Annotated in this window: 18 protein-coding genes; 7 read left to right on the top strand and 11 right to left on the bottom strand. The window is 51.1% G+C overall.

Annotated elements, in window-relative coordinates:
• Positions 1-566: 566 nt before the first annotated feature.
• Together J1781_RS23185 and yeaG are read right to left on the bottom strand one after the other, a co-directional pair.
• Positions 567-1,841, bottom strand: coding sequence for a YeaH/YhbH family protein (locus J1781_RS23185; RefSeq protein ID WP_217138568.1), 1,275 nt, complete (start codon positions 1,839-1,841; stop codon positions 567-569).
• Between the two features lie 34 nt (positions 1,842-1,875).
• Positions 1,876-3,810 (bottom strand): protein kinase YeaG, encoded by a 1,935-nt coding sequence (gene yeaG / locus J1781_RS23180; protein ID WP_129951131.1) that lies wholly within the window; start codon positions 3,808-3,810, stop codon positions 1,876-1,878.
• A 530-nt stretch (positions 3,811-4,340) separates the two neighbouring features.
• Between yeaG and J1781_RS23175 the strand changes: the two genes are divergently transcribed.
• Positions 4,341-5,090 (top strand): MipA/OmpV family protein, encoded by a 750-nt coding sequence (locus J1781_RS23175; protein WP_217234261.1) that lies wholly within the window; start codon positions 4,341-4,343, stop codon positions 5,088-5,090.
• Positions 5,091-5,200: 110 nt separating this feature from the next.
• The gene (locus tag J1781_RS23170) at positions 5,201-6,055 is read left to right on the top strand and encodes an aldo/keto reductase (RefSeq protein ID WP_217234260.1); all 855 of its coding nucleotides are present in this window, start codon (positions 5,201-5,203) and stop codon (positions 6,053-6,055) included.
• An 82-nt stretch (positions 6,056-6,137) separates the two neighbouring features.
• Here the strand turns inward: J1781_RS23170 and J1781_RS23165 are convergent, their stop codons facing one another.
• Complete coding sequence (locus J1781_RS23165; protein WP_129951134.1) at positions 6,138-7,007, bottom strand: D-hexose-6-phosphate mutarotase; 870 nt, start codon at positions 7,005-7,007, stop codon at positions 6,138-6,140.
• A gap of 166 nt (positions 7,008-7,173) precedes the next feature.
• Positions 7,174-8,172 (bottom strand): glyceraldehyde-3-phosphate dehydrogenase, encoded by a 999-nt coding sequence (gapA, locus tag J1781_RS23160; protein WP_013575362.1) that lies wholly within the window; start codon positions 8,170-8,172, stop codon positions 7,174-7,176.
• A 350-nt stretch (positions 8,173-8,522) separates the two neighbouring features.
• Here gapA and msrB point away from each other — a divergent pair, with 350 nt between their 5' ends.
• The gene (gene msrB, locus J1781_RS23155) at positions 8,523-8,936 is read left to right on the top strand and encodes a peptide-methionine (R)-S-oxide reductase MsrB (RefSeq protein WP_217159392.1); all 414 of its coding nucleotides are present in this window, start codon (positions 8,523-8,525) and stop codon (positions 8,934-8,936) included.
• Positions 8,937-9,031: 95 nt separating this feature from the next.
• Positions 9,032-9,304 carry a YeaC family protein gene (locus J1781_RS23150; protein ID WP_129951136.1) on the top strand — a complete coding sequence of 91 codons (273 nt, stop codon included), beginning with the start codon at positions 9,032-9,034 and terminating at the stop codon, positions 9,302-9,304.
• A gap of 91 nt (positions 9,305-9,395) precedes the next feature.
• Here J1781_RS23150 and J1781_RS23145 read toward each other — a convergent pair whose 3' ends face one another.
• From J1781_RS23145 to J1781_RS23135, 3 genes are all read right to left on the bottom strand, one after another.
• A complete protein-coding gene (locus J1781_RS23145; RefSeq protein WP_217219362.1) occupies positions 9,396-10,211 on the bottom strand; it encodes a carbohydrate ABC transporter permease in 816 nt (271 codons plus the stop codon).
• On the bottom strand, positions 10,211-11,083 hold the full coding sequence (locus tag J1781_RS23140; RefSeq protein ID WP_129951138.1) for a carbohydrate ABC transporter permease: 873 nt from the start codon (positions 11,081-11,083) through the stop codon (positions 10,211-10,213). Before J1781_RS23140 ends, J1781_RS23145 begins: the two co-directional genes overlap by 1 nt.
• 98 nt (positions 11,084-11,181) lie before the next feature.
• Positions 11,182-12,528, bottom strand: a complete 1,347-nt coding sequence (locus tag J1781_RS23135) for an extracellular solute-binding protein (protein ID WP_217234259.1) — start codon at positions 12,526-12,528, stop codon at positions 11,182-11,184.
• Positions 12,529-13,083: 555 nt separating this feature from the next.
• On the opposite strand from J1781_RS23135, the gene J1781_RS23130 reads away from it, so the two are divergent.
• A complete protein-coding gene (locus J1781_RS23130) occupies positions 13,084-13,686 on the top strand; it encodes a GNAT family N-acetyltransferase (RefSeq protein WP_217138572.1) in 603 nt (200 codons plus the stop codon).
• Positions 13,687-13,696: 10 nt separating this feature from the next.
• Complete coding sequence (locus J1781_RS23125; protein ID WP_217218765.1) at positions 13,697-14,782, top strand: ABC transporter ATP-binding protein; 1,086 nt, start codon at positions 13,697-13,699, stop codon at positions 14,780-14,782.
• 48 nt (positions 14,783-14,830) lie between these two features.
• Here the strand turns inward: J1781_RS23125 and J1781_RS23120 are convergent, their stop codons facing one another.
• Both J1781_RS23120 and J1781_RS23115 read right to left on the bottom strand, forming a co-directional pair.
• Positions 14,831-15,958: an ROK family transcriptional regulator gene (locus J1781_RS23120; protein WP_129951142.1), complete on the bottom strand. Its 1,128-nt coding sequence runs from the start codon at positions 15,956-15,958 to the stop codon at positions 14,831-14,833.
• Positions 15,955-16,881, bottom strand: coding sequence for a glucosamine kinase nucleotide-binding domain-containing protein (locus tag J1781_RS23115; RefSeq protein ID WP_217138574.1), 927 nt, complete (start codon positions 16,879-16,881; stop codon positions 15,955-15,957). Before J1781_RS23115 ends, J1781_RS23120 begins: the two co-directional genes overlap by 4 nt.
• Before the next feature lie 318 nt (positions 16,882-17,199).
• Between J1781_RS23115 and J1781_RS23110 the strand changes: the two genes are divergently transcribed.
• Positions 17,200-18,360, top strand: coding sequence for a Gfo/Idh/MocA family protein (locus J1781_RS23110; RefSeq protein ID WP_129951144.1), 1,161 nt, complete (start codon positions 17,200-17,202; stop codon positions 18,358-18,360).
• Between the two features lie 78 nt (positions 18,361-18,438).
• Here J1781_RS23110 and pncA read toward each other — a convergent pair whose 3' ends face one another.
• Positions 18,439-19,068 carry a bifunctional nicotinamidase/pyrazinamidase gene (gene pncA / locus J1781_RS23105; RefSeq protein WP_129951145.1) on the bottom strand — a complete coding sequence of 210 codons (630 nt, stop codon included), beginning with the start codon at positions 19,066-19,068 and terminating at the stop codon, positions 18,439-18,441.
• Positions 19,069-19,082: 14 nt separating this feature from the next.
• On the bottom strand, positions 19,083-20,096 hold the full coding sequence (gene ansA / locus J1781_RS23100) for an asparaginase (protein WP_129951146.1): 1,014 nt from the start codon (positions 20,094-20,096) through the stop codon (positions 19,083-19,085).
• Positions 20,097-20,191 lie beyond the last annotated feature (95 nt).

Genomic DNA, 20,191 nt, shown 5'->3' with positions numbered 1-20,191 from the left:
GATGAGGGTGTGATTACTCGGCAAACATCAGGCCGCCGGGGTAATGCTTCATCCATTTCGCTGCCGTGTCCGTGTCAAAGGCTTCGCAAAAGCTCAGTTTTATTTTTCAGTCTGTAAAAGCATCTGTAGGTGACTTACTGACGGGCAAAGACGATCTGTAAGCGCCCCACATATCAAAATAATCGGAAATTGTTAGCTATAAATATTTAAAATTCAGTTGGTGCTAAGAAACTGCTGGAGTTGTTCAAAATGTTGCGCAGTCTGGGGGCGATGAGTGCCTGAATCTAAATAAGTCTCTGGCGAGTGAAGCGCAGTGGGCTGGCAATGGGGTTAAAGATCCTTTATATGATGCATCTAGTTAGCAGCAGAATGTGCTTACAAGGACGTAAAATTTTCCCTCATACACGTCATGGCCTCACAGGGAATCGTAAGAAAAGATTTTGCAGAGAAAAGCGCTTCCCCAGAATGAAGGGTAAATATCTGCTCTGATTGAAAAGGGAAAGCGCTTGGGAAGAGGGAAAACAGCTGGATAATGCCACTTAACCAGCTGTTTTAAAGGCTAAACATCAGCGGTCTTGAACTTGCTTATGAAAGAGCTCCCTGAATACCGGATAAATATCTTCCTGTTCACGGATATGCTGCATGGCGAAATTATCGAATTTCTCCTGTAGCACTTCGTATTCACGCCACAGCGTCTGGTGGGCGCGGCGGGTGATTTCGATATAGCTGTAATAACGCACCATCGGCAGGATCTTCTGTGCCAGAAGCTGGTGGCAGAGCGGGGAGTCGTCAGCCCAGTTATCGCCATCGGAGGCCTGCGCGGCATAAATATTCCACTGCGCCGGGTCGTAACGTTCCTGAATGACTTCATCCATCAGTTTCAGGGCACTCGACACGATGGTGCCGCCGGTCTCCTGCGAGTAGAAGAACTCCTGTTCATCCACTTCTTTAGCTTGTGTATGGTGACGGATATAGACCACGTCAACGTTCTTATACGTCCGGCTCAGGAACAGATAGAGCAGGATATAGAAACGCTTGGCCATGTCCTTGGTTGCCTGATCCATCGAACCGGAGACATCCATCAGACAGAACATCACCGCCTGGCTGGAAGGCTCGGGGCGACGTTCATAGTTTCGGTAGCGCAAATCAAAGGTATCGATAAACGGCGTTTTGGCGATTTTTGCCCGCAGCTCAGCAATCTCTTTGCGCAACCGTTCTTCTTCCAGTAATTGTGCCGGTTCGCTGTGCTCGACCTCGGTCAGCGTCGATTCCAGCTCACGCAGCTCCCGTTTTTTACCCGCGGTCATCGCCGTACGGCGGGCCAGCGAGTTTTGCAAAGAGCGCACCACACTGATATTAGCCGGTACGCCGTTAGACGTATAACCGGAGCGGTGGGTTTTGAATTCATTCAGCTGCTTGTGCTGGTTTTTTCTCAGGTTTGGCAGCGCCAGATCTTCAAACAGCAGATCGAGATATTCGTCTTTGGAGATCTGGAATGAAAACTCATCTTCGCCTTCACCGTCCTGACTGGCTTCGCCCTGACCACTGCCGCCGCCGCCGCCCCCCTGCGGTCGTTCGATGCGGTCATTCTGTACAAAGTGGTCGTTGCCGGGGTGAACACGGTGGCGCAAGCCACCGCGGCCCTGATGAAACATGGGCTCGTTGATATCGGAATTGGGGATCGAAACCGACTCCCCGCTATCCACGTCGGTGACCGAACGCTTGTTGATGGCCTCGGCAATCGACTGTTTGATTTGCGACTTATAGCGGCGCAAAAAGCGCTGGCGGTTCACCGCGCTTTTATTTTTGCCATTCAGCCGGCGGTCAATAAAATACGTCATATTTCCCCCAAACGACGTTGCCAACGATCTTCTGTTATGAGGATTTTCTCACGCGCAGGTACCATTCACACAGCAGGCGGACCTGTTTACGTGTGTATCCTTTCTCCATCATTCTGTCGACAAAATCATCATGTTTTTTCTGTTCATCAGTCGACGTCTTGGCGTTAAACGAGATAACTGGCAGTAATTCCTCGGTATTTGAGAACATTTTTTTCTCAATCACCGTGCGCAGTTTTTCGTAACTGGTCCAGTTTGGATTGCGGCCGCTGTTATTAGCGCGGGCACGCAGCACGAAGTTGACGATTTCGTTACGGAAATCTTTTGGATTACTGATCCCGGCCGGTTTTTCAATTTTCTCCAGCTCGGCATTCAGCGATTCACGGTCGAAGAGTTGTCCGGTATCCGGATCGCGGTATTCCTGATCCTGGATCCAGAAGTCAGCGTACGTGACATAACGGTCGAAAATGTTTTGTCCGTATTCTGAGTAGGACTCAAGATAAGCGGTCTGGATCTCTTTGCCGATAAACTCAGCGTATTTTGGGATCAGATAACCTTTCAGGTGCTCCAGATATTTCTCGGCGATATCCTGCGGGAACTGTTCACGCTCGATTTGCTGTTCCAGCACGTAGAACAGATGAACCGGGTTGGCGGCCACTTCGGCATGGTCAAAGTTGAAAACACGGGAGAGAATTTTAAATGCAAAACGTGTCGACAGCCCGTTCATGCCTTCGTCCACGCCCGCATAATCGCGGTATTCCTGATAGGACTTGGCTTTCGGATCGGTATCTTTCAGGCTTTCACCGTCATACACCCGCATTTTGGAATAGCTGCTGGAGTTTTCTGGTGTTTTCAGACGCGAGAGAATCGAAAAGCGCGCGAGCGTTTCCAGGGTTCCCGGTGCGCAAGGGGCATGCGAGAGCTCACTGTTGCTGAGCAGTTTATCGTAGATTTTCATCTCTTCAGACACACGCAGGCAGTATGGCACTTTGACGATGTATACACGGTCAAGGAACGCTTCATTATTCTTGTTGTTACGGAACGTCACCCATTCAGATTCGTTGGAGTGCGCCAGAATAATGCCATTGAACGGCAGGGCGGAGATCCCCTCCGTACCGTTATAGTTACCTTCCTGAGTCGCCGTCAGTAACGGATGCAGCACTTTAATCGGTGCCTTAAACATTTCGACGAATTCCATTAAACCCTGGTTTGCGCGGCATAATGCACCGGAATAACCGTAAGCATCCGGATCGTTTTGCGCGTGGTTTTCCAGTTTACGGATATCCACTTTCCCGACCAGCGCGGAAATGTCCTGGTTGTTTTCATCGCCCGGTTCCGTTTTAGCGATGGCGATTTGTTCGAGAATCGACGGCCAGACTTTCACGACTTTAAACTTCGTGATGTCGCCCCCGAATTCATGCAGACGTTTTGCCGCCCAGGGCGACATGATCGTGCCGAGATAGCGCGGCGGAATGTTGTATTCTTTTTCGAGAATATGCGCATCTTCCTGCGGGTTAAACAGGCACAGCGGGTGATCGTTTACCGGGCTGCGTTCGCCGTTGGCGCTCAGCACGTAAATCGGGACGCGTTGCATCAGGGATTTCAGCCGTTCGGCCAGTGACGATTTACCACCACCCACCGGGCCCAGTAAATAAAGGATTTGTTTCTTTTCTTCCAGACCCTGCGCGGCATGTTTCAGGTAGGAGACAATCTGTTCAATAGCCTCTTCCATGCCGTAAAATTCTTCAAATGCAGGGTAACGTGCAACAACACGGTTCGAGAATAAACGCGACAGGCGTGGTTCAAGCGCGGTATCAACCATCACTGGTTCACCGATTGCCATCAACAGACGTTCCGCCGCATTGACATAAGCACTGCGATCTTGCCGTGCAATGGTAAGAAATTCCTGCAGTGTGAACTCTTCGTCCTTGGCAGCCTCATAGCGCTGGCGATAGTGGTCAAATATGTTCATACGATGCCCGTCCTTCGTTATTTTACCCTTCGTCTCTGGAACCACCAACGTGCTGTAATTCCAAATATTCGGGTAACGCACAGGTTAATGAGAGCTTTTTCAGCGCCCCCGGAAGAAAGATCTCCCACCTGATTACAGCAACCCTTATGCCAACTTGCAGAACCCTTCAAAGCTGACAGTCTTGATGATGTGTCACTGTCAGACCCGGTGGGACGGGCAACCGTTCAGGCTAAGTCTTTCATCTATTTATAAGCGTAGTTTGGCATTAAGAAAATTTCCTCTATGGTTTAGGCGTTTTTTAAGTCATATCAATGACTCAGTTATCAGGAATGCTCTGAAAAGCCTTACAGGACGTGCTCTGCAGAGCGGAAGTTGTTTCTTTAGTCATTTTTATTTCATATTTTGCAGTTAAATTGTGCGATCGCCCCGGTTTTTCTGGATATGTCTTTTTATAGACCCAGAATTGCTAAGCGTGACGTTTAAGGTTCATTTACACTAGCGACGTTTTTTTACTTAATGGAATTAAGACAATGAAAATGATTAATCTAAAAACACTGTCCATTGTTAGCGCGGCAGTGCTTTGCAGTCATGCTGCTGTGGCGGGAACCTGGCAGGTAGGTGCATCTGCGCTGGTCGCTCCGGATCCGTACCGTGGTAATAATGACCACGTCTACCCGGTGCCGGTCATCAATTATGACAATGATGATTTCTACTTCCACACCCTGATGGCGGGCTATTACCTGTGGAATGATGATGCCAACAAACTCAGCATCACCGGCAGCTACTTCCCGTTAAGTTTCGACCCAAGTGACAGCGACGATAAACGCATGAAGCGCCTGGATAAACGTCACTCAACGCTGATGGCAGGTCTGGCTTATTCGCATGACGCTGAGTGGGGGACAATCCGCGCCAGCTTTAATGCCGATACGCTCGACACCAGCAATGGCATGACCGCCGATCTGGGTTATCTGTATGCCATCAAAGGCTCTAACTGGGCCGTGGTGCCGGGCTTTGGTGTGACCTGGTTCAGTTCGAATCTCACCCAATATTATTATGGTGTCACCAAAGACGAATCCCGTCGCAGTGGTTTCCACAGTTATTCCCCGAACGACAGCTTCAGCCCATATGTTGAAGTTTCTGCAAAATATAACTTCACGCCTGACTGGCAAGGATTCGTGACCGGCCGCTACCTGCGCCTGTCCAGTGAAGTGACTGACAGCCCGATCATTGAAAAAGAATGGACAGGCGTACTGTGGACGGGAGTGACTTACACCTTCTGATCTGATGCACTGTTCTGGTGAGTGAGGTGCACAGTAATGGGGCGATTCGCCCCATTTGCACATTTATGGTTCAACGGGCTTTTCACCCATGACCCAACCGGAGGAAACAGATGAAAGCGAAAACCGTGCAGTTGCCTGATGGCACGACAATACCCGCAATCGGACAAGGTACCTGGTATATGGGGGAACGGAACAGCGACCTCCGTGCCGAAGTGAAAGCCTTACAGCAAGGGGTGGATAGCGGTATGACGCTGATCGATACCGCAGAAATGTACGCAGATGGCGGCGCGGAGAGGGTGGTAGGTGAAGCCATCGCCGGTCGTCGCGATGATGTGTTTCTGGTGTCAAAAGTCTATCCGCACCATGCAGGTGGTGCGAAAGCGATTGCCGCCTGTGAGCAGAGTCTGAAGCGATTAAAAACCGATTGTCTGGATCTGTATCTGTTGCACTGGCGTGGTTCGATTCCGTTACATGACACTGTCGCGGCGATGGAAACATTGCAGCAATCGGGCAAAATTCGCCGCTGGGGTGTCTCTAATCTGGACACTGACGATATGCAGGCGTTGTGGAAAATCCCCGGTGGCAATGAATGTATGACCAATCAGGTGCTGTATCACGCGGCGGCCCGTGGCATTGAGTTTGACCTGCTGCCATGGTGTGAGGAGCACAGTGTTCCTGTGATGGCCTATTGCCCGCTGGCACAGGCAGGAAAGTTACGTCACGAGGTGCTGACGGCACCGGTGATTCAGGAAATCGCCCAAACACGGGGTGTCAGCGGTGCACAGATTGCACTGGCCTGGGTAATACGCACGGGTAATGTCATCGCCATTCCTAAAGCGGTACAACCCCAGCACGTGAAAGAGAATGCGGCGGCGCTGACGCTTAGCCTGACGGAAGAGGAAATAGCACGAATTGACACAGCATTTCCGGCGCCGGATCATAAAACGCCGCTGGACATGGTCTGACATCAGCCCTTCATATCAATCATCTGACGACAAAAAGGGGCAAAATTGCCCCTTTTTCGTCTTGATTACCCCCACAAACCGGTTATTTCCGGATTGAGAAGGTCACCGCCAGACGCGCCGGGGCAGCATGTGTTGATTTATGTGTCTGGGAAACCTGCGCTGTTTCCACACACACCATGGTTTTATACCCATCATCCGGCATATCAGCCATGCTCACCGAGAGTGCTGAACCTGGGTTCCAGGCCACTACATCAGCATTATTTTCATGCGCAACAACCAGCGTACGTTTCAGAACCGGATCAACGATTTCGCTGGTGGCTTGTGGCTGGGTATAGATGCGGTCAGTCTGGCCCGTGAAGGTCAGGTCACCTTCTTCCTGCTTGGCTTTTGCGCCATCGACTTTATCGATAAAGCTGTTGCCCAGACCTTTGATGCTGACACCGGCGATATCACCAATGTTGAAATAAGTGTGCAGGGCGCTGTTGGCTTCGAAATCACCGGTAGATTCCAGCTCGATATGGCAGGTTGAGCCGAGTGTGAAGCGTGCGGTCAGCGTGAACTCATGCGGCCACAACTCCAGCGTTTCAGGGGAGCTTTTCAGCGTTAAAGTCAGTACTACACCTTCAGCAGTTTCCTGATGATCAGTCAGTTCCCATGCCACGTTACGCGCGAAACCGTGGGAAGGTTTGCCTGCCGGACCAAACCACGGCCAGCAAATGGGAATACCGCCACGAATCGCGACGCCTTCTTTGAACGCACTGGCGCTGCTCATCCACAGTACAGGTGCTTCGCCTTCAGGCTGCCATGACAGCAGATGCGCGCCTTGCAGGGCAATCGCAGCACGTACTTTAGGATGGGTAACCACGAGCACCGGCAGTTCGTCGATAAGACGCTGGCTGACGGAGGTAGAGATCTGGTTTACGACCGGAAGAGAAAAGAGTTGTTCTGTCATTATCTAAAGTCCTGTCAGGGTTAAACAATTTCGATTTTGAACCAAGACTACACATGAACCAAACCTGTCTGTTTGATCGCACTCATGTGCTGATAAAAAAGTGCATCCGACAGAAAGCAAAAGGGCGACTTGCGTCGCCCTTCAATCAGTTCATCCACATTACCAATTATTTGGAAACGTGAGCGATCAGATCCAATACTTTGTTTGAGTAGCCAGTTTCGTTATCGTACCAGGAAACCAGTTTCACAAAGTTGTCGTTCAGCGCGATACCTGCTTTCGCATCGAATACGGAAGTCAGTTTTTCGCCGTTGAAGTCGGTAGATACTACGTCGTCTTCGGTGTAACCCAGAACGCCTTTCAGATCGCCTGCTTCAGAAGCTGCTTTGATTACTGCGCAGATTTCTTTGTAAGAAGCTGGTTTTTCCAGACGTGCAGTCAGGTCAACAACAGAAACGTTAGGAGTAGGAACGCGGAACGCCATACCTGTCAGTTTACCGTTCAGAGCCGGGATTACTTTACCTACAGCTTTAGCTGCACCGGTAGAAGAAGGGATGATGTTCTGGGATGCGCCGCGGCCGCCGCGCCAGTCTTTGTGAGACGGGCCATCGACAGTTTTCTGTGTTGCGGTAGTTGCATGCACGGTGGTCATCAGCGCTTCAACGATACCGAAGTTGTCGTTGATAACTTTAGCCAGTGGTGCCAGGCAGTTAGTGGTGCAAGATGCGTTAGAAACAATTTCCTGACCTGCGTATTCTTTATGGTTAACACCCATAACGAACATTGGCGTGTTGTCTTTAGAAGGACCAGTCAGAACAACTTTCTTAGCGCCCGCAGTGATGTGTTTACGCGCAGTTGCATCATCCAGGAACAAACCTGTCGCTTCAGCTACAACGTCAACGTTAACTTCGTTCCATTTCAGGTTAGCTGGATCACGCTCAGCGGTAACACGGATGGTTTTGCCATTAACAACCAGGTGACCGTCTTTAACTTCAACAGTACCGTTGAAACGACCATGAGTTGAGTCGTACTTCAGCATGTATGCCATGTAGTCCGCGTCTAACAGATCGTTGATTGCTACGATCTCGATGTCAGAACGTTCTTGAGCAGCACGGAAAACAATGCGACCGATACGGCCAAAACCGTTGATACCTACTTTGATAGTCATATATTCCACCAGCTATTTTTTTAGTGAATAAAAGGTTGGTTGTAAAATTACAAAAACCTTGCTGAGCGTCAAGCGGAATCGTGTCAATTATTGCTGTAAGTCAAAGCGACGACCTACTGCTGCTCGCTTATTGCACGTTCCGGTTTTTTAATCGGCTCACAACCACATGGGGGCGAAAAACAGAATATAAAGAGCCGGATGAACAAGAGTGTGATCGCCATCACAAGTTGTAAGCTGGCTAACGCTGATGCCATACAGTTTAGGACAAAACAGACAGACTCGTTGTTAATTTTTTGTTATTATAAACTGTTATTTACGTTGATTTTTATATTCGTCAGAGAACGAAAACTATGGGCATAGAAACTAAATCTTCCTCTACACTCGAACAACTCACTGAAACACAACGTTATGTCACACAGAAACGCGGCACTGAACCCCCGTTCACCGGCAAGCTGCTGCACAACCGCCGCGAAGGGATTTATCATTGCGTGGTCTGTGACTCAGCCTTGTTCTACTCTGATACCAAATACGATTCCGGATGTGGCTGGCCAAGTTTTTATCAACCCGTTCACCCGGATGCGATAAATTATCTCACTGATAATTCGCATAATATGGCGCGTATTGAAATCCGCTGCACCTGCTGCGGGGCCCATTTGGGACATGTTTTCCCGGATGGCCCGAAGCCGACGGGTGAGCGTTACTGCATAAACTCTGCTTCAATGAGCTTCACTGATGGCAAAAGCGGCGATAAAACCGCCGGTTAATGCGTATGAAAATGGTGATGTAATCTAACTGACAAAATCGATTCAGCTATTATTCAAACCGTATGAATAATCGCGCACGAAAACGAGGGGCCCAGATGGAAATTAATCAACTTATTGATGTGATGACGCCGGAAATTTATGCACGCCTCGCCCTGGCTGTTGAACTCGGGAAATGGCCCGATGGTGTTGCACTGACACCGCAACAGAAAGAACACAGCCTGCAGGCCGTAATGCTGTACCAGTCTCGTCACAATGTTGATGCCCAGCATATGAGCATTGGCACGGACGGGCAGATCGTTACGAAAAGCAAGCAGGAACTGAAACAGCAATTCGCGCAGGATATGCTGATTAAGCTTAAGCCTGAGTGAGTGCCCTGCTAGCGAAAGGGGGTGACTGAAAAAAGGCGCAGATGAGCGCCTTTAAGGATGAATTTTTTAACGCAGCGGGAAGATATTGGCTCTATTTGACGGCACCTTCTGTCACACCACTAATAAATTTCCGCTGAAATGCCAGAAATACCGCCACGATGGGCAGAATAGCAATCATGGCACCGGCCATCAGTTCCGGAATATTTAAGGTGTTTTTATTCTGGAAAAACATCATGCCGATCGGCAAAGTGCGCAGTTCATCTTTATTGACCAGGATCAGCGGGATCAGAAACTCGTTCCAGGTCCAGATAAACAGTAACAGCGACAGCGTTGACAGCGTTGGCCAGATAGCCGGTACCAATATCCCCCACAAAATCTTGCTGCGGCTCGAACCGTCCATCACAGCCGCTTCGACCAGCTCTTTCGGCACCTGCTGGAACGCAGTGGCGACCATTAGCGTGCTGAAGGGGATCGAAAGCGCAACCTGCGGAATAATCAGCGCCAGATAAGTGTTTGTCATGCCCATCCAGTGCAACTCATGATAAAGCGGAATAATAAAAGCTTCCGAAGGTAAGACCATGCCCAGCCCCAGCAAAAATGCCAGGAATTTTTTCCCCGGCAGGCGCAAAAAAGCAAAACCAAATCCCGACAAAATCCCGGCCAAAATGCTGATGACGATCACCGGAATGACCACAATCACTGAATTCAGAAAGTAAACATTAAAATGACCTTCCCGCCAGGCGGAAAGATAGTTGCCGAGTTGCAGGCTGCCCGGCAGGGTGAAGGCTCCCTGAAACAGTTCTGCCTGGGTCTTGAAAGAGGTCATCAGGGCCAGCAAAAAGGGCAGAATAGTCATTATTGCTATCAGCCAAATCACACTGCGTGAGAAAAGAGAAGTGCTACGCATTAACGACGCTCCCTGAGTGCCAGATGGATGAATCCATTTAGAATAAACACCATCACCATACCGATAATCGCCACAGCGGAGGCATAGCCAAAATGGCGTAAGTCAAAACCTTGTTGATACATATAAATATTAGTGACCAGAGTCGAAGTACCAGGCCCGCCATGGGTCATGACGTAGACCAGGTCGAAGGATTTGATGCCCGCGATCACTGTCAACAGCAGCGCGACGCGGATTTCCGGTTTTAGGGCCGGCAGCGTAATGCGCATGAATTTCTGCCGGCGGCTTGAGCCGTCAAGTTCCGCCGCCTCAAGCAGTGAGGGATCCATGCGTTGCAAACCAGCCATGAACAGCACCAGGCAGAAGCCAAAAAAATACCAGGTTGCGACGAAGCCCACCGCAGGCAGCGCCCAGTTAAAATCGCCCAGCCAGGCTACGGCGAGTTGTGGCTGTCCGACGGCGCGCAGCAATTGATCGATCGGGCCAAATGCCGGGTTGTACAGCCAGCGCCACACCACACCCAGCACCGCCATTGGCATGATATAGGGCAGGAAAAACAGAATACGCAGCATGCTGCGCTCAACGTGGTGACGGGTATCGTTGAGGAAACTGCACAGCGCGAGGCCAATGACTATCGGGCAAAGCGTGTAAAACAGCAGCAGCAGGGCGTTGTTAGCAATGGAAGTCCAGAATGTTGCATCGGAAAACATACGAACAAAATTCTGTATGCCGATGAATACGGGCCACGAGGTTCCATCCCAGGCAGTAAAACTCGCCCAGATTGAAAACAGCAGCGGTGCCAGCAGAAATACGCCGTAGATCAGCAGCGACGGCAAAACAAAAAGCATATTTTGCAGCATTGATTTATTGAGCATGGATATGCCTCATGGTTACCCTCATCATGACCTTCTGCTTTACTGAGGTGACAACAGGCCTGTTAGCCTGTTGTCACATTTTGGGCTGTCTTTTCGCCTTAATGCTTTAGGGTTTTAAGGTATTGCTGGTAATTTTCGTCAAGCCTTTCAGTCAATTGCTGAGGTGTTATGCGTCCGGCCAGCAGTTGTTGCACGTTGGCGTTCAATACGTCACCCATGGTCGGCGTTGCCCAGTCGACATAATGGCCCAGTCCGTCATTAGCATTGACGGTAGTCCAGACTTGGTACACGTCGGCCAGCAGCGGATTGTCAGCGGGAAGTTTGGCATTTTTATCTGCCGAGGCGGGCAGGAAACCGGCTTTAAGCCAGGCTTCGGCAACCTTGTCAGAAACAATGTAATTAATGTATTTCGCCGCAGTGTCCTGCTGCGCTTTGGTTTTGGCGGTGACTGTAATAGAGAACGGTAAATCAGTTCCGCCCACCATCAGCGGTGCTTTTACGCCTGGCACGGCAGGCATTGCCGAGAAATGAATGTCTTTATTCGGTTTAAACTGCCCCATGTACCAGGTGCCACTGATGAAAAAGGCGGCCTGGCCATTCTGAAACAGTGAAGCGGCATCATCGCGACCCATCCCCTGATAACCCGGGAAGAAATACCCTTGGGCATTCCAGTCCTTCATGATTTGAGCGGCTTTTACCAGCTTGCTGTCTTTAAACGAACCTCCCACGTCATAAATCAGATCGTCCAGCGTTTTGCGATCGCTGCTTTCAATTTGCTCTTCCCAGAGGGTTGAAAGCAACTGTGCACCCACAGAACCATCGAGCAGACCGAGCATGATGGGCACGGTGCCTTGTTGTTTTAACCTGGCCAGCGCGGCTTCAAACTCCGGCATAGTTTTAGGTACCGGTATTCCGGCTTTATCCAGCACGGCTTTGTTGTAGTACAAACCCACCATTTCGCCGAGGCTGGCTACGCCATAAAGATGACCGCTGCCAAAGTCTTGTGTATCAGACCAACGGTTGCGTTTGAGGATCGAACTCGGAAAACGCGTTTCCCAGCCGTACTGCTTGGCGTAGGCGTCCATGGGAAAAAGCAACTTCTCTTTGACCAGAGCCCCCATGTCACCGCCGCCCTGGTTAACCTGTGCCACCTGCGGGCCTTCGCCGGAGGAAAGCGCCAGCTTCAGCGGAATGCGCGTGTCGTCAAAGGAGTGAACGCTGCGGGTGATTTTCTCACCCGGATTCCGGGCCTCGAAATCTTTGATGGCCTGATCAATGACCTCAGTTTGCGAAGGGTAGTTATAGATATCCCAGGCAGCGATTGTCCCGGCCTGTGCCGGCAGGATACTCAGTCCGAGGGAGAGAGCCAGCAGTGAAAGCAGGGCGCGTGGCGCACGATTACCGACGGTGTGATGAAGATGTGGTGCATGCAAGGCTTTAGACATGGTGGTGCGTTCCTCTCAATCCAACACAAACAGGCATCCCTTTCTTTGGCGGCAAAGGCACATCCGGCACTTTGCATGATGTTTTGACTCAAAATTCACCCGACTATCAATACTTACTTTAATCATAAAATAAAGTCAAACAGCTTTTCGTATGACTTATGACCGATTTAAAACCAGATTAATCACTACTGGCAGGGCTAAATCATGCGGTTAAACACTGTACAATATGCTCACTGCAGCGCAATTATTTTAAATGTCAGCGAGAAATTCATATGAATATACTGAACAGTGGTTTTCAAGCTAACTTATTGTCAGTCATAGGATAAATTTATGGTTATGTGCACGGGGTTGCGTAATCTTTACAGCGCGTTAGCCGGGTAATAAAGGATAGGATGTTAACGGGGAATGAGCCGGTAATCAGTTTTTCTTTTGGGTGAACCTGTGATCGTCGTCATAGGTTGACTGATTGCCCGGAATGGCAATTATTATATATTGCAAACTAAGTAGGCATTCTTTAGTTTAAAGACAGGTTTTATACAACCCTGGGGACTTTTTATGCCAACGCCGTCTGTTATTATTCGCCAGGCCACAACCGGTGACCTCGACGCCCTGTCCGCAATTTGTTTGAAAACGTCCGACGCTGGCCAGGATGGCACGGCGCTGTACAGCGATGCCACCTATCCTGGGCTGCGCTTCTCTGTACCCTATGCCGTATTAGAACCTGATTTAGCCTTTGTGCTGTGTCAGAACGATCAGGTTGTTGGCTATGTGGTCGGCACCCGGGATACGGTGGCGTTTAACCGGCGTCTCGAAACGCAGTGGTGGCCAGCCCTGCGTGAAAAGTTTGCCGGTCGTCAGCCTGTCGCGCCGCTTGATGACAAAGTGCTGGATGCCATTCGCCAACCTTCTCCTGCTTCCGATGAACTGACCGGCACTTATCCCGCACATCTGCATATTAATATCTTGCCCGCCGCACAGAAGGGCGGACATGGCCGGATGATGATTGAAACTGAACTCAATGCATTACGTGCAGCGGGCGTCAGCGGCGTACATCTTGGTGTCAGCCTGCAAAACGAGCAAGTTTGCGGGTTCTATTCCAGGCTGGGATTCAAATTTCTGATGCGCAGCAATGCCATTTATATGGGCTTAATCTTATAAAAGAGGACTTATGGCTAACCTACAGCTCAAGGCGATCAAGAAGTCCTATGAAAACGTCAATGTGATCCACGGCATCGATCTGGAGATTAACGACGGTGAATTTGTGGTGTTTGTCGGCCCGTCGGGCTGCGGCAAGTCAACACTGCTGCGCATGATTGCCGGACTGGAAGAGATTACACAGGGAAGCCTCTGGGTAGACGGCGCAGATATGACTCAGCAACCCGCAACCGAACGCGGGATTGCCATGGTGTTTCAGTCTTACGCTCTGTACCCCAATATGACCGTGCGCGGTAATCTAAGCTATCCGCTGGAGGTGGCGAAACGCCCGAAAGCGGAGATCAAACGGCTGGTCGGGTTGACAGCACAGAAGTTGCATTTAAACGAACTGCTTGACCGCATGCCGCGCGCGCTCTCCGGTGGTCAGCGCCAGCGTGTCGCCATCGGGCGGGCGATTATCCGCGAGCCACGAATTTTCCTTTTTGATGAGCCGCTGTCGAACCTGGACGCCGAATTGCGTCTGCAAATGCGCATTGAAATTGCCAAACTCCATGAATCCCTGGGCAACACCATGATTTATGTGACTCACGATCAGCTTGAAGCGATGACGCTGGCGGACCGCATTGTTGTGCTGCGACAGGGCGTGATTGAACAGGTGGGTTCACCGCTCGGGCTTTACCATGATCCTGACAACATGTTTGTCGCCGGTTTTATCGGTTCTCCGCGGATTAACTTTATGTCGGCTGAGGTGGTGGCGGCCACCGGGGGGCACGTTCAACTACGTATTGCGGCGCTGGGTGTAGAAAGCCTGATTGTACCGCTCCTGCATCCACCGGGTGAGGGCGGAAAGGTCTGGCTGGGGGTCCGTCCTGAACATTTCGTTTCTCCGGACAGCGCGGATTGCCAGTTCAGTGCCACATTAACCTTTGCTGAACGGCTGGGCCACACTAACTACCTTTATCTGGATTATGCGGACGAGAAAACGTTGGTTGTTGAACAACGTCAGCTGGAGTTGTGTGCCAACGGCGACACCGTCAGGTTTGGCATCAATGCAAAAGAGTGCCTGCTGTTTGCGCAAAGCGGTGAGAGAATTCGCTAAGTTTTTCCTGTCTGTTGCCTCCTCCCGACGGGAGGAGGCTCCGCTCAGTTACTCTTCGTCTGCCGATGCCGCCAAAATATCAATCAGTTTATTCACCGCAAAGCCCGCTGCGCCCAGCGCCCACATCCTGTTTGAATCAGTGAGAAACATCAGCGGCGTCAGTTGCGGCGTGAGTTTCAGGCGGTTTGCCTGAAAATTCATGGTGATGTTTTCCAGCAAGATCCGCGAGGCCATAGAAGGTTCCATCGCCAGATAAACAACATCCGGATCGAGTGCTATCGAGAGGTTGGCAAGTGAGATGCCGATGTACTGCCCGGCACTGGCCAAAATTTCAAGTGCGGCGGGAGAGGGATGTTGATCAATTTCAAGCAGATTGGTCATTTCAGGGGTATTAGTTTGTGCCGCCAGCGCCTTGAGAATAGCGCCTGAAGATGCGACTTCCTCCAGATTGGCTGATGTCCCGTCACCAATCAGGCCGTTTCCAATTTCTCCCGCCGTCCCGTGCCTGCCGCGATAGAGCTGGCGTTCGATAATGATCCCCGCGCCAATCCCCTTGCCGTAGGTGGCAATAATCGCCGACTGCGCATTGCCCAACTGACCGAACACCAGTGTGGCCAGTGCCATGGCGTTGGCATCGTTTTCGATATAAACCGGTATGTTGAAGCGCTCGGCCAGAATGTTGGCAATGGGCACATTTGTCCAGTCCAGGACTTTGGAGCGAACGCACGAGCCGCTGTCAGGGTCGACAATACCCGATAACGCCAGCCCGATTGCTCCGACTTTGTTGGCATCTACACTTTTAAGGAATTTCGCCAGCGCATCGCTGAGCTGTTTAGGCGTCATGGCGCCGCTCGGAATTTGCTGTTCGCCAATCAGTCTGCCGTTAAGATCGGTCATCACAATCAGATTGCGTTCAGCGTTAAGCTGAATACCCACTACGGCTGCCTGATCCGGATCAAGACCCAGTAAAATTTTGGGGCGTCCCATCGATTCCCGGCGCAGACCAAGTTCGTGGATGATGCCTTTTGCCAGCAGCCGGTTAGTGGCCTGAGAAACCGTCGACATACTTAATCCGCTGCGGACTTTCAAATCAGACTGGCTGATGGGGGCGTTTTCGACAATCAGACGCAGGAGGCGGGCCGAAACGTTAGGAGCAATTTTGTTAGCAGCGGTCATAATTTTAGGCGGTCATCTTTTGTGTAAGGGGGGCGTTGCGTTGAATTTAGCACAAGCGTTTGATGATGTGCTGCCAACAACAACGCGCCCTGCAGGGCATCACCCTGCGGTGCAACCAGTTGTTGCTGTAATTTGGGTGAAAGATAGGGAGTCACAGGTTGTGCAATGCCGCCCATCAGGCAAACTTTAGCCTGACTGGTGTTCACCAGAAAGGAAAGATGTTGCCCGATATCTGCGGCAAGGCGATGAACCAGCGACAGAGCGTTGCTGTCCTGACGCGCGGCATGTTCGAAAACCCACGGTGCAAATGTTCCCCATTGCGCGGGCGTTGCCGTAAGCGTCCACTGGAGCATATTTTCAGGGCTGTTGTCGAAATACGCCATGACGATATCTGTGAGCGGCGAGGGCGCGGAAAGACCCTCGTGGCAACGCAGGGCGAGCCGAAGTGCGCTGCGGCCCAGCTGCGCGCCGGAGCCGCCATCGGAAAGGGCAAATCCCCATCCACCGACGGAATGAAAATGCTGACCGTCGTAGGCTGTTCCCTGACTTCCGGTGCCGACAATCAGCACCGCGCCTGGCTGGCCCGCGTGTGCGCCGAGGCAGGCAATCTCCACATCGGAGGCGATGTCCCGTTGCAGAAAGGGCATCGGCCAGTCCAGCGCCTGCTGACGAATGCGGGTAACATTTGCACCGGCAAAACCAAAGGCGGCAGCGGTTTTTTGATACGAGCCTGCGGGGAGTTCAGCAATACTGAAGCAGTTTTCAACGGCGGACAGCGCGGCGTCGATTGCGCCCTTAAAGTCGCTGAATATGTTGGCTGAGCCTGTGCTGCTATGTGCCAACACATTGCCCTGATGGTCGGTAAGTCGTGCCCGACATTGTGTTCCACCGGCATCAATTCCAACGAAGTATTCTGGTTGCAAAATTCCCCTCCTGCCTGACGCCGCAGCACAAGCCTTATAAGCTATTGAAACGGATGACCTGTGATGAGCCAAAAGATAGGGTAAAAAAACATAAATCGCAACAGTAAAAAACATCGAAAATAATTATAAAATTAATATCAATATATTCAATGATATAAATCAATAATGCTCTTTATGCGCCGTCAGGTTTGTTGACATTACTTTTATCACCGTAATAAGTTGGTGTTTAATCATTATACAATTGTATGCCGGGCGACCTTCCTCCGGCGCAGACCTTAGCATTGAGCTCACCTTATTAAGGCAGCCAGGGGATAAAACATGAAAGTAGGCATTGTCGGTCTCGGTTTTCGCATGTCCAATGTGGTTAATGAGTTTCATAAGGTAGACCCGGAATTTAGTATCGCCGGGTACGTTGACCCCGCGCCTGCCGGTCTGCCTAATCTTCATACCTTTGGTATCAAGCCGGGAGATGCGTATTCGTCGCTCGATGATCTGCTTAAAAATGCCGATTTCGACCTGTTAATGGTGGGCTCACCAAATTATCTGCATCTGGAGCATGTCAGGGCTGGCCTTGAGGCGGGTAAGCGAGTGTTTACTGAAAAGCCGGTGGTGATTAACGAAGAGCAAACCCTGGCGATGGCCGCGCTGATCAGGCAATACGGCTCAGACAATATTATTGTGGGTCTGGTGCTGCGCTATTCGCCGTTGTTTATTGATTTGATGCACGCCAGGCAGCAAGGGTTGTTGGGGGAGATTGCTTCGATTGAGGCCACCGAGCACATCCGCCCGTTCCATGGCGCTTTTTTCCAACGGGACTGGCGTCGCTATGAGAAATATGCCGGCCCGTACATTCTGGAAAAATGCTGCCACGATATCGATCTCTATCAGGGCCTGATGGGGGAAAGACCGGTGAGAGTGGCGAGTTTTGGCGGGCGAAAGTCGTTCACACCAGATCAGGAACCCCGGGGTGATTTTAACGCCAGTGCCGGGCTTTACCATAGTAAACCCAGCGGCTGGTCAGGTACCGATGCGGTATTTACCAGCGATGCCGACATTATCGATTACCAGACTGCGTTGATTGAATATAGCGGCGGTGCAACGCTGGCGTTTCACGCCAATCTGAACGTTCCTGATGAATTCCGCCGTTTCTGCGTGATTGGCTCACAGGGCATGGCAGAGGGGGACTTTGTACGTAATTTCTTCCGGGTTCATGATGCACGTTCGGGGGATAAAGTAATTTCTACCGAATACGAAGGTAATGCCTATGACGGTCATTACGGTGCGGATGCACTGATGGCCGAACATGTAGTGAAACATCTTAAGACAGGCAGCCCGCTTAATGTCTCTGTGGTGGATGCACTTGAGGCCGGGTTAACGGCAATAAAAATCGACGAAGCGCGAAAAAAACGTTCAGTCATCGATTTAACAGAAAGCTGGCAGCGTTTCGATCAAGAGTTAGGCCGCGTATCATCATCTTGACCCCCGACACCAGGGAAACCTTTGCGGCAAACCGCCCTCCTTTTCGGGGCGGTTTTTTTCATAAGCCGGAAGACAGCGTCAGCCGGTAATATCCGCAGACGTACTGATTTTCGCACCCGCCTTACGCAGGGTCACAACCGCTTCAGTACTGTCTTCTGGCTGTAAGTTGACACCACGGCAGCCGTCGGTCAGCAGGGTCACCTGATATCCCAGTTCCAGCGCATCCAGCACGGTGAATTTCACACAGTAGTCCGTCGCCAGCCCCATCACATATAAATGCGTGATCTGCGCCGCTTTCAGCCAGTCATTGAGCACCGTGGCAGCACGATGTCCGTTGTCGAAGAATGCACTGTAACTGTCGATGTCAGGATTGGTGCCTTTCTGCACCACAAAATCCACCAACGGCAGGTTCAGTGCCGGATGAAATTCTGCGCCCGGTTCGTGCTGAACGCAGTGAACCGGCCACCAGACCTGCGGCAGTCCGTTAAGCTCGCCCTGCGTCCAGGGCTCCGCGCGGGAATTGGTAGCAAAGCTGCGATGACCGGCAGGATGCCAGTCCTGCGACGCCACCACGGCAATATCTTGTTCTTTACACCACGTCATCATTTTATTGGCGACCGCAACCGTGGCGTCGCCGTCAGTCACGGCCAGTGCGCCACCGCGACAAAAATCGTTTTGCAGATCGACCAGCAACAAAGCAGATTTCATCTCGCTCCCCTTATTTATTCAGTCAGTTCACCGCGCAGATTTTGCTGCATCAGTTCGCGGATGACCTGCGGAGAATGCGACTGACTCAGCAGATAATGCAGTTTAGTCAGCGCCGCTTCTACGGTCATATCAAAGCCGCTGATCACGCCTGAATGGGCAAGGGCATTGCCGGTGGCATAGCCGCCCATGTTGACGCGTCCTGAGATGCATTGGGTCAGATTGACTACCACGATGCCACGCTCAGATGCGTCTTTCAGCACTTTCAGCAGATCACCTTTTTGCGGGGCGTTACCGACGCCGTAAGAACGCAGGATCAGCGCTTTCACCGGTTGCATCAGGAAATTTTGTACCACTTCGGCTGAAATGCCCGGATAAATTGTCACCACGCCAATGGGCTGCGGTGTAATGTGGTGAACTTTCAGTTTCGCCGCAGGCACTTGTGGCAGTGAGGGTGTGGAAAGGCGGCGGATGTGGATCCCGGCTTCCAGCAGTGGCGAAAGGTTCGGTGACGCAAAGGCATCGAAACCATCGGCATGTGCTTTGGTGCTGCGGTTCCCGCGATACAGACGATTGTTGAAGAACAGGGTGACTTCGTTGACCGGATGGTTCGCCGCGATGTACAGCGAGTTCAGCAGGTTGATCTGTCCGTCAGAACGCAACGCTTCCAGTGGGATTTGTGACCCTGTCACAATAACCGGCTTGCTCAGGTTTTCCAGCATGAACGACAGGGCGGAAGCGGTAAACGCCATGGTGTCGGTGCCGTGCAGGATAACGAAACCGTCATAGTCGTCATAATGCGCCTGGATATCGTCGGCAATGTGCTGCCAGTCTTCCGGCGTCATGTCGGAGGAATCCATCAGGGGCGCATATTCCTGAATAGTGAATTCAGGCATTTCCGGGCGGTGGAACTCCGGCATCAGCGCCAGCTGGCGTTGTAAATGGCCGGAAACCGGAATGTAACCCTGTTCAGAACGCTGCATACCGATTGTGCCGCCGGTATAGGCAACGTAAATAGATTTTTTAGTCATCGAGAGGTTCTTTTTTTAGAAAGGTGAAAGCAACTGCCCTAAGTATAAAGACTTCGCGGCTGGCGTCCCACCATAAAAAAGCCCGGACTTCTCAG

Source organism: Rahnella perminowiae (genome assembly GCF_019049695.1).
GTDB lineage: Bacteria > Pseudomonadota > Gammaproteobacteria > Enterobacterales > Enterobacteriaceae > Rahnella > Rahnella perminowiae.
The sequence above is the reverse complement of the archived record's forward strand: the minus strand, read 5'-3'. Positions and strand labels throughout refer to the sequence as shown.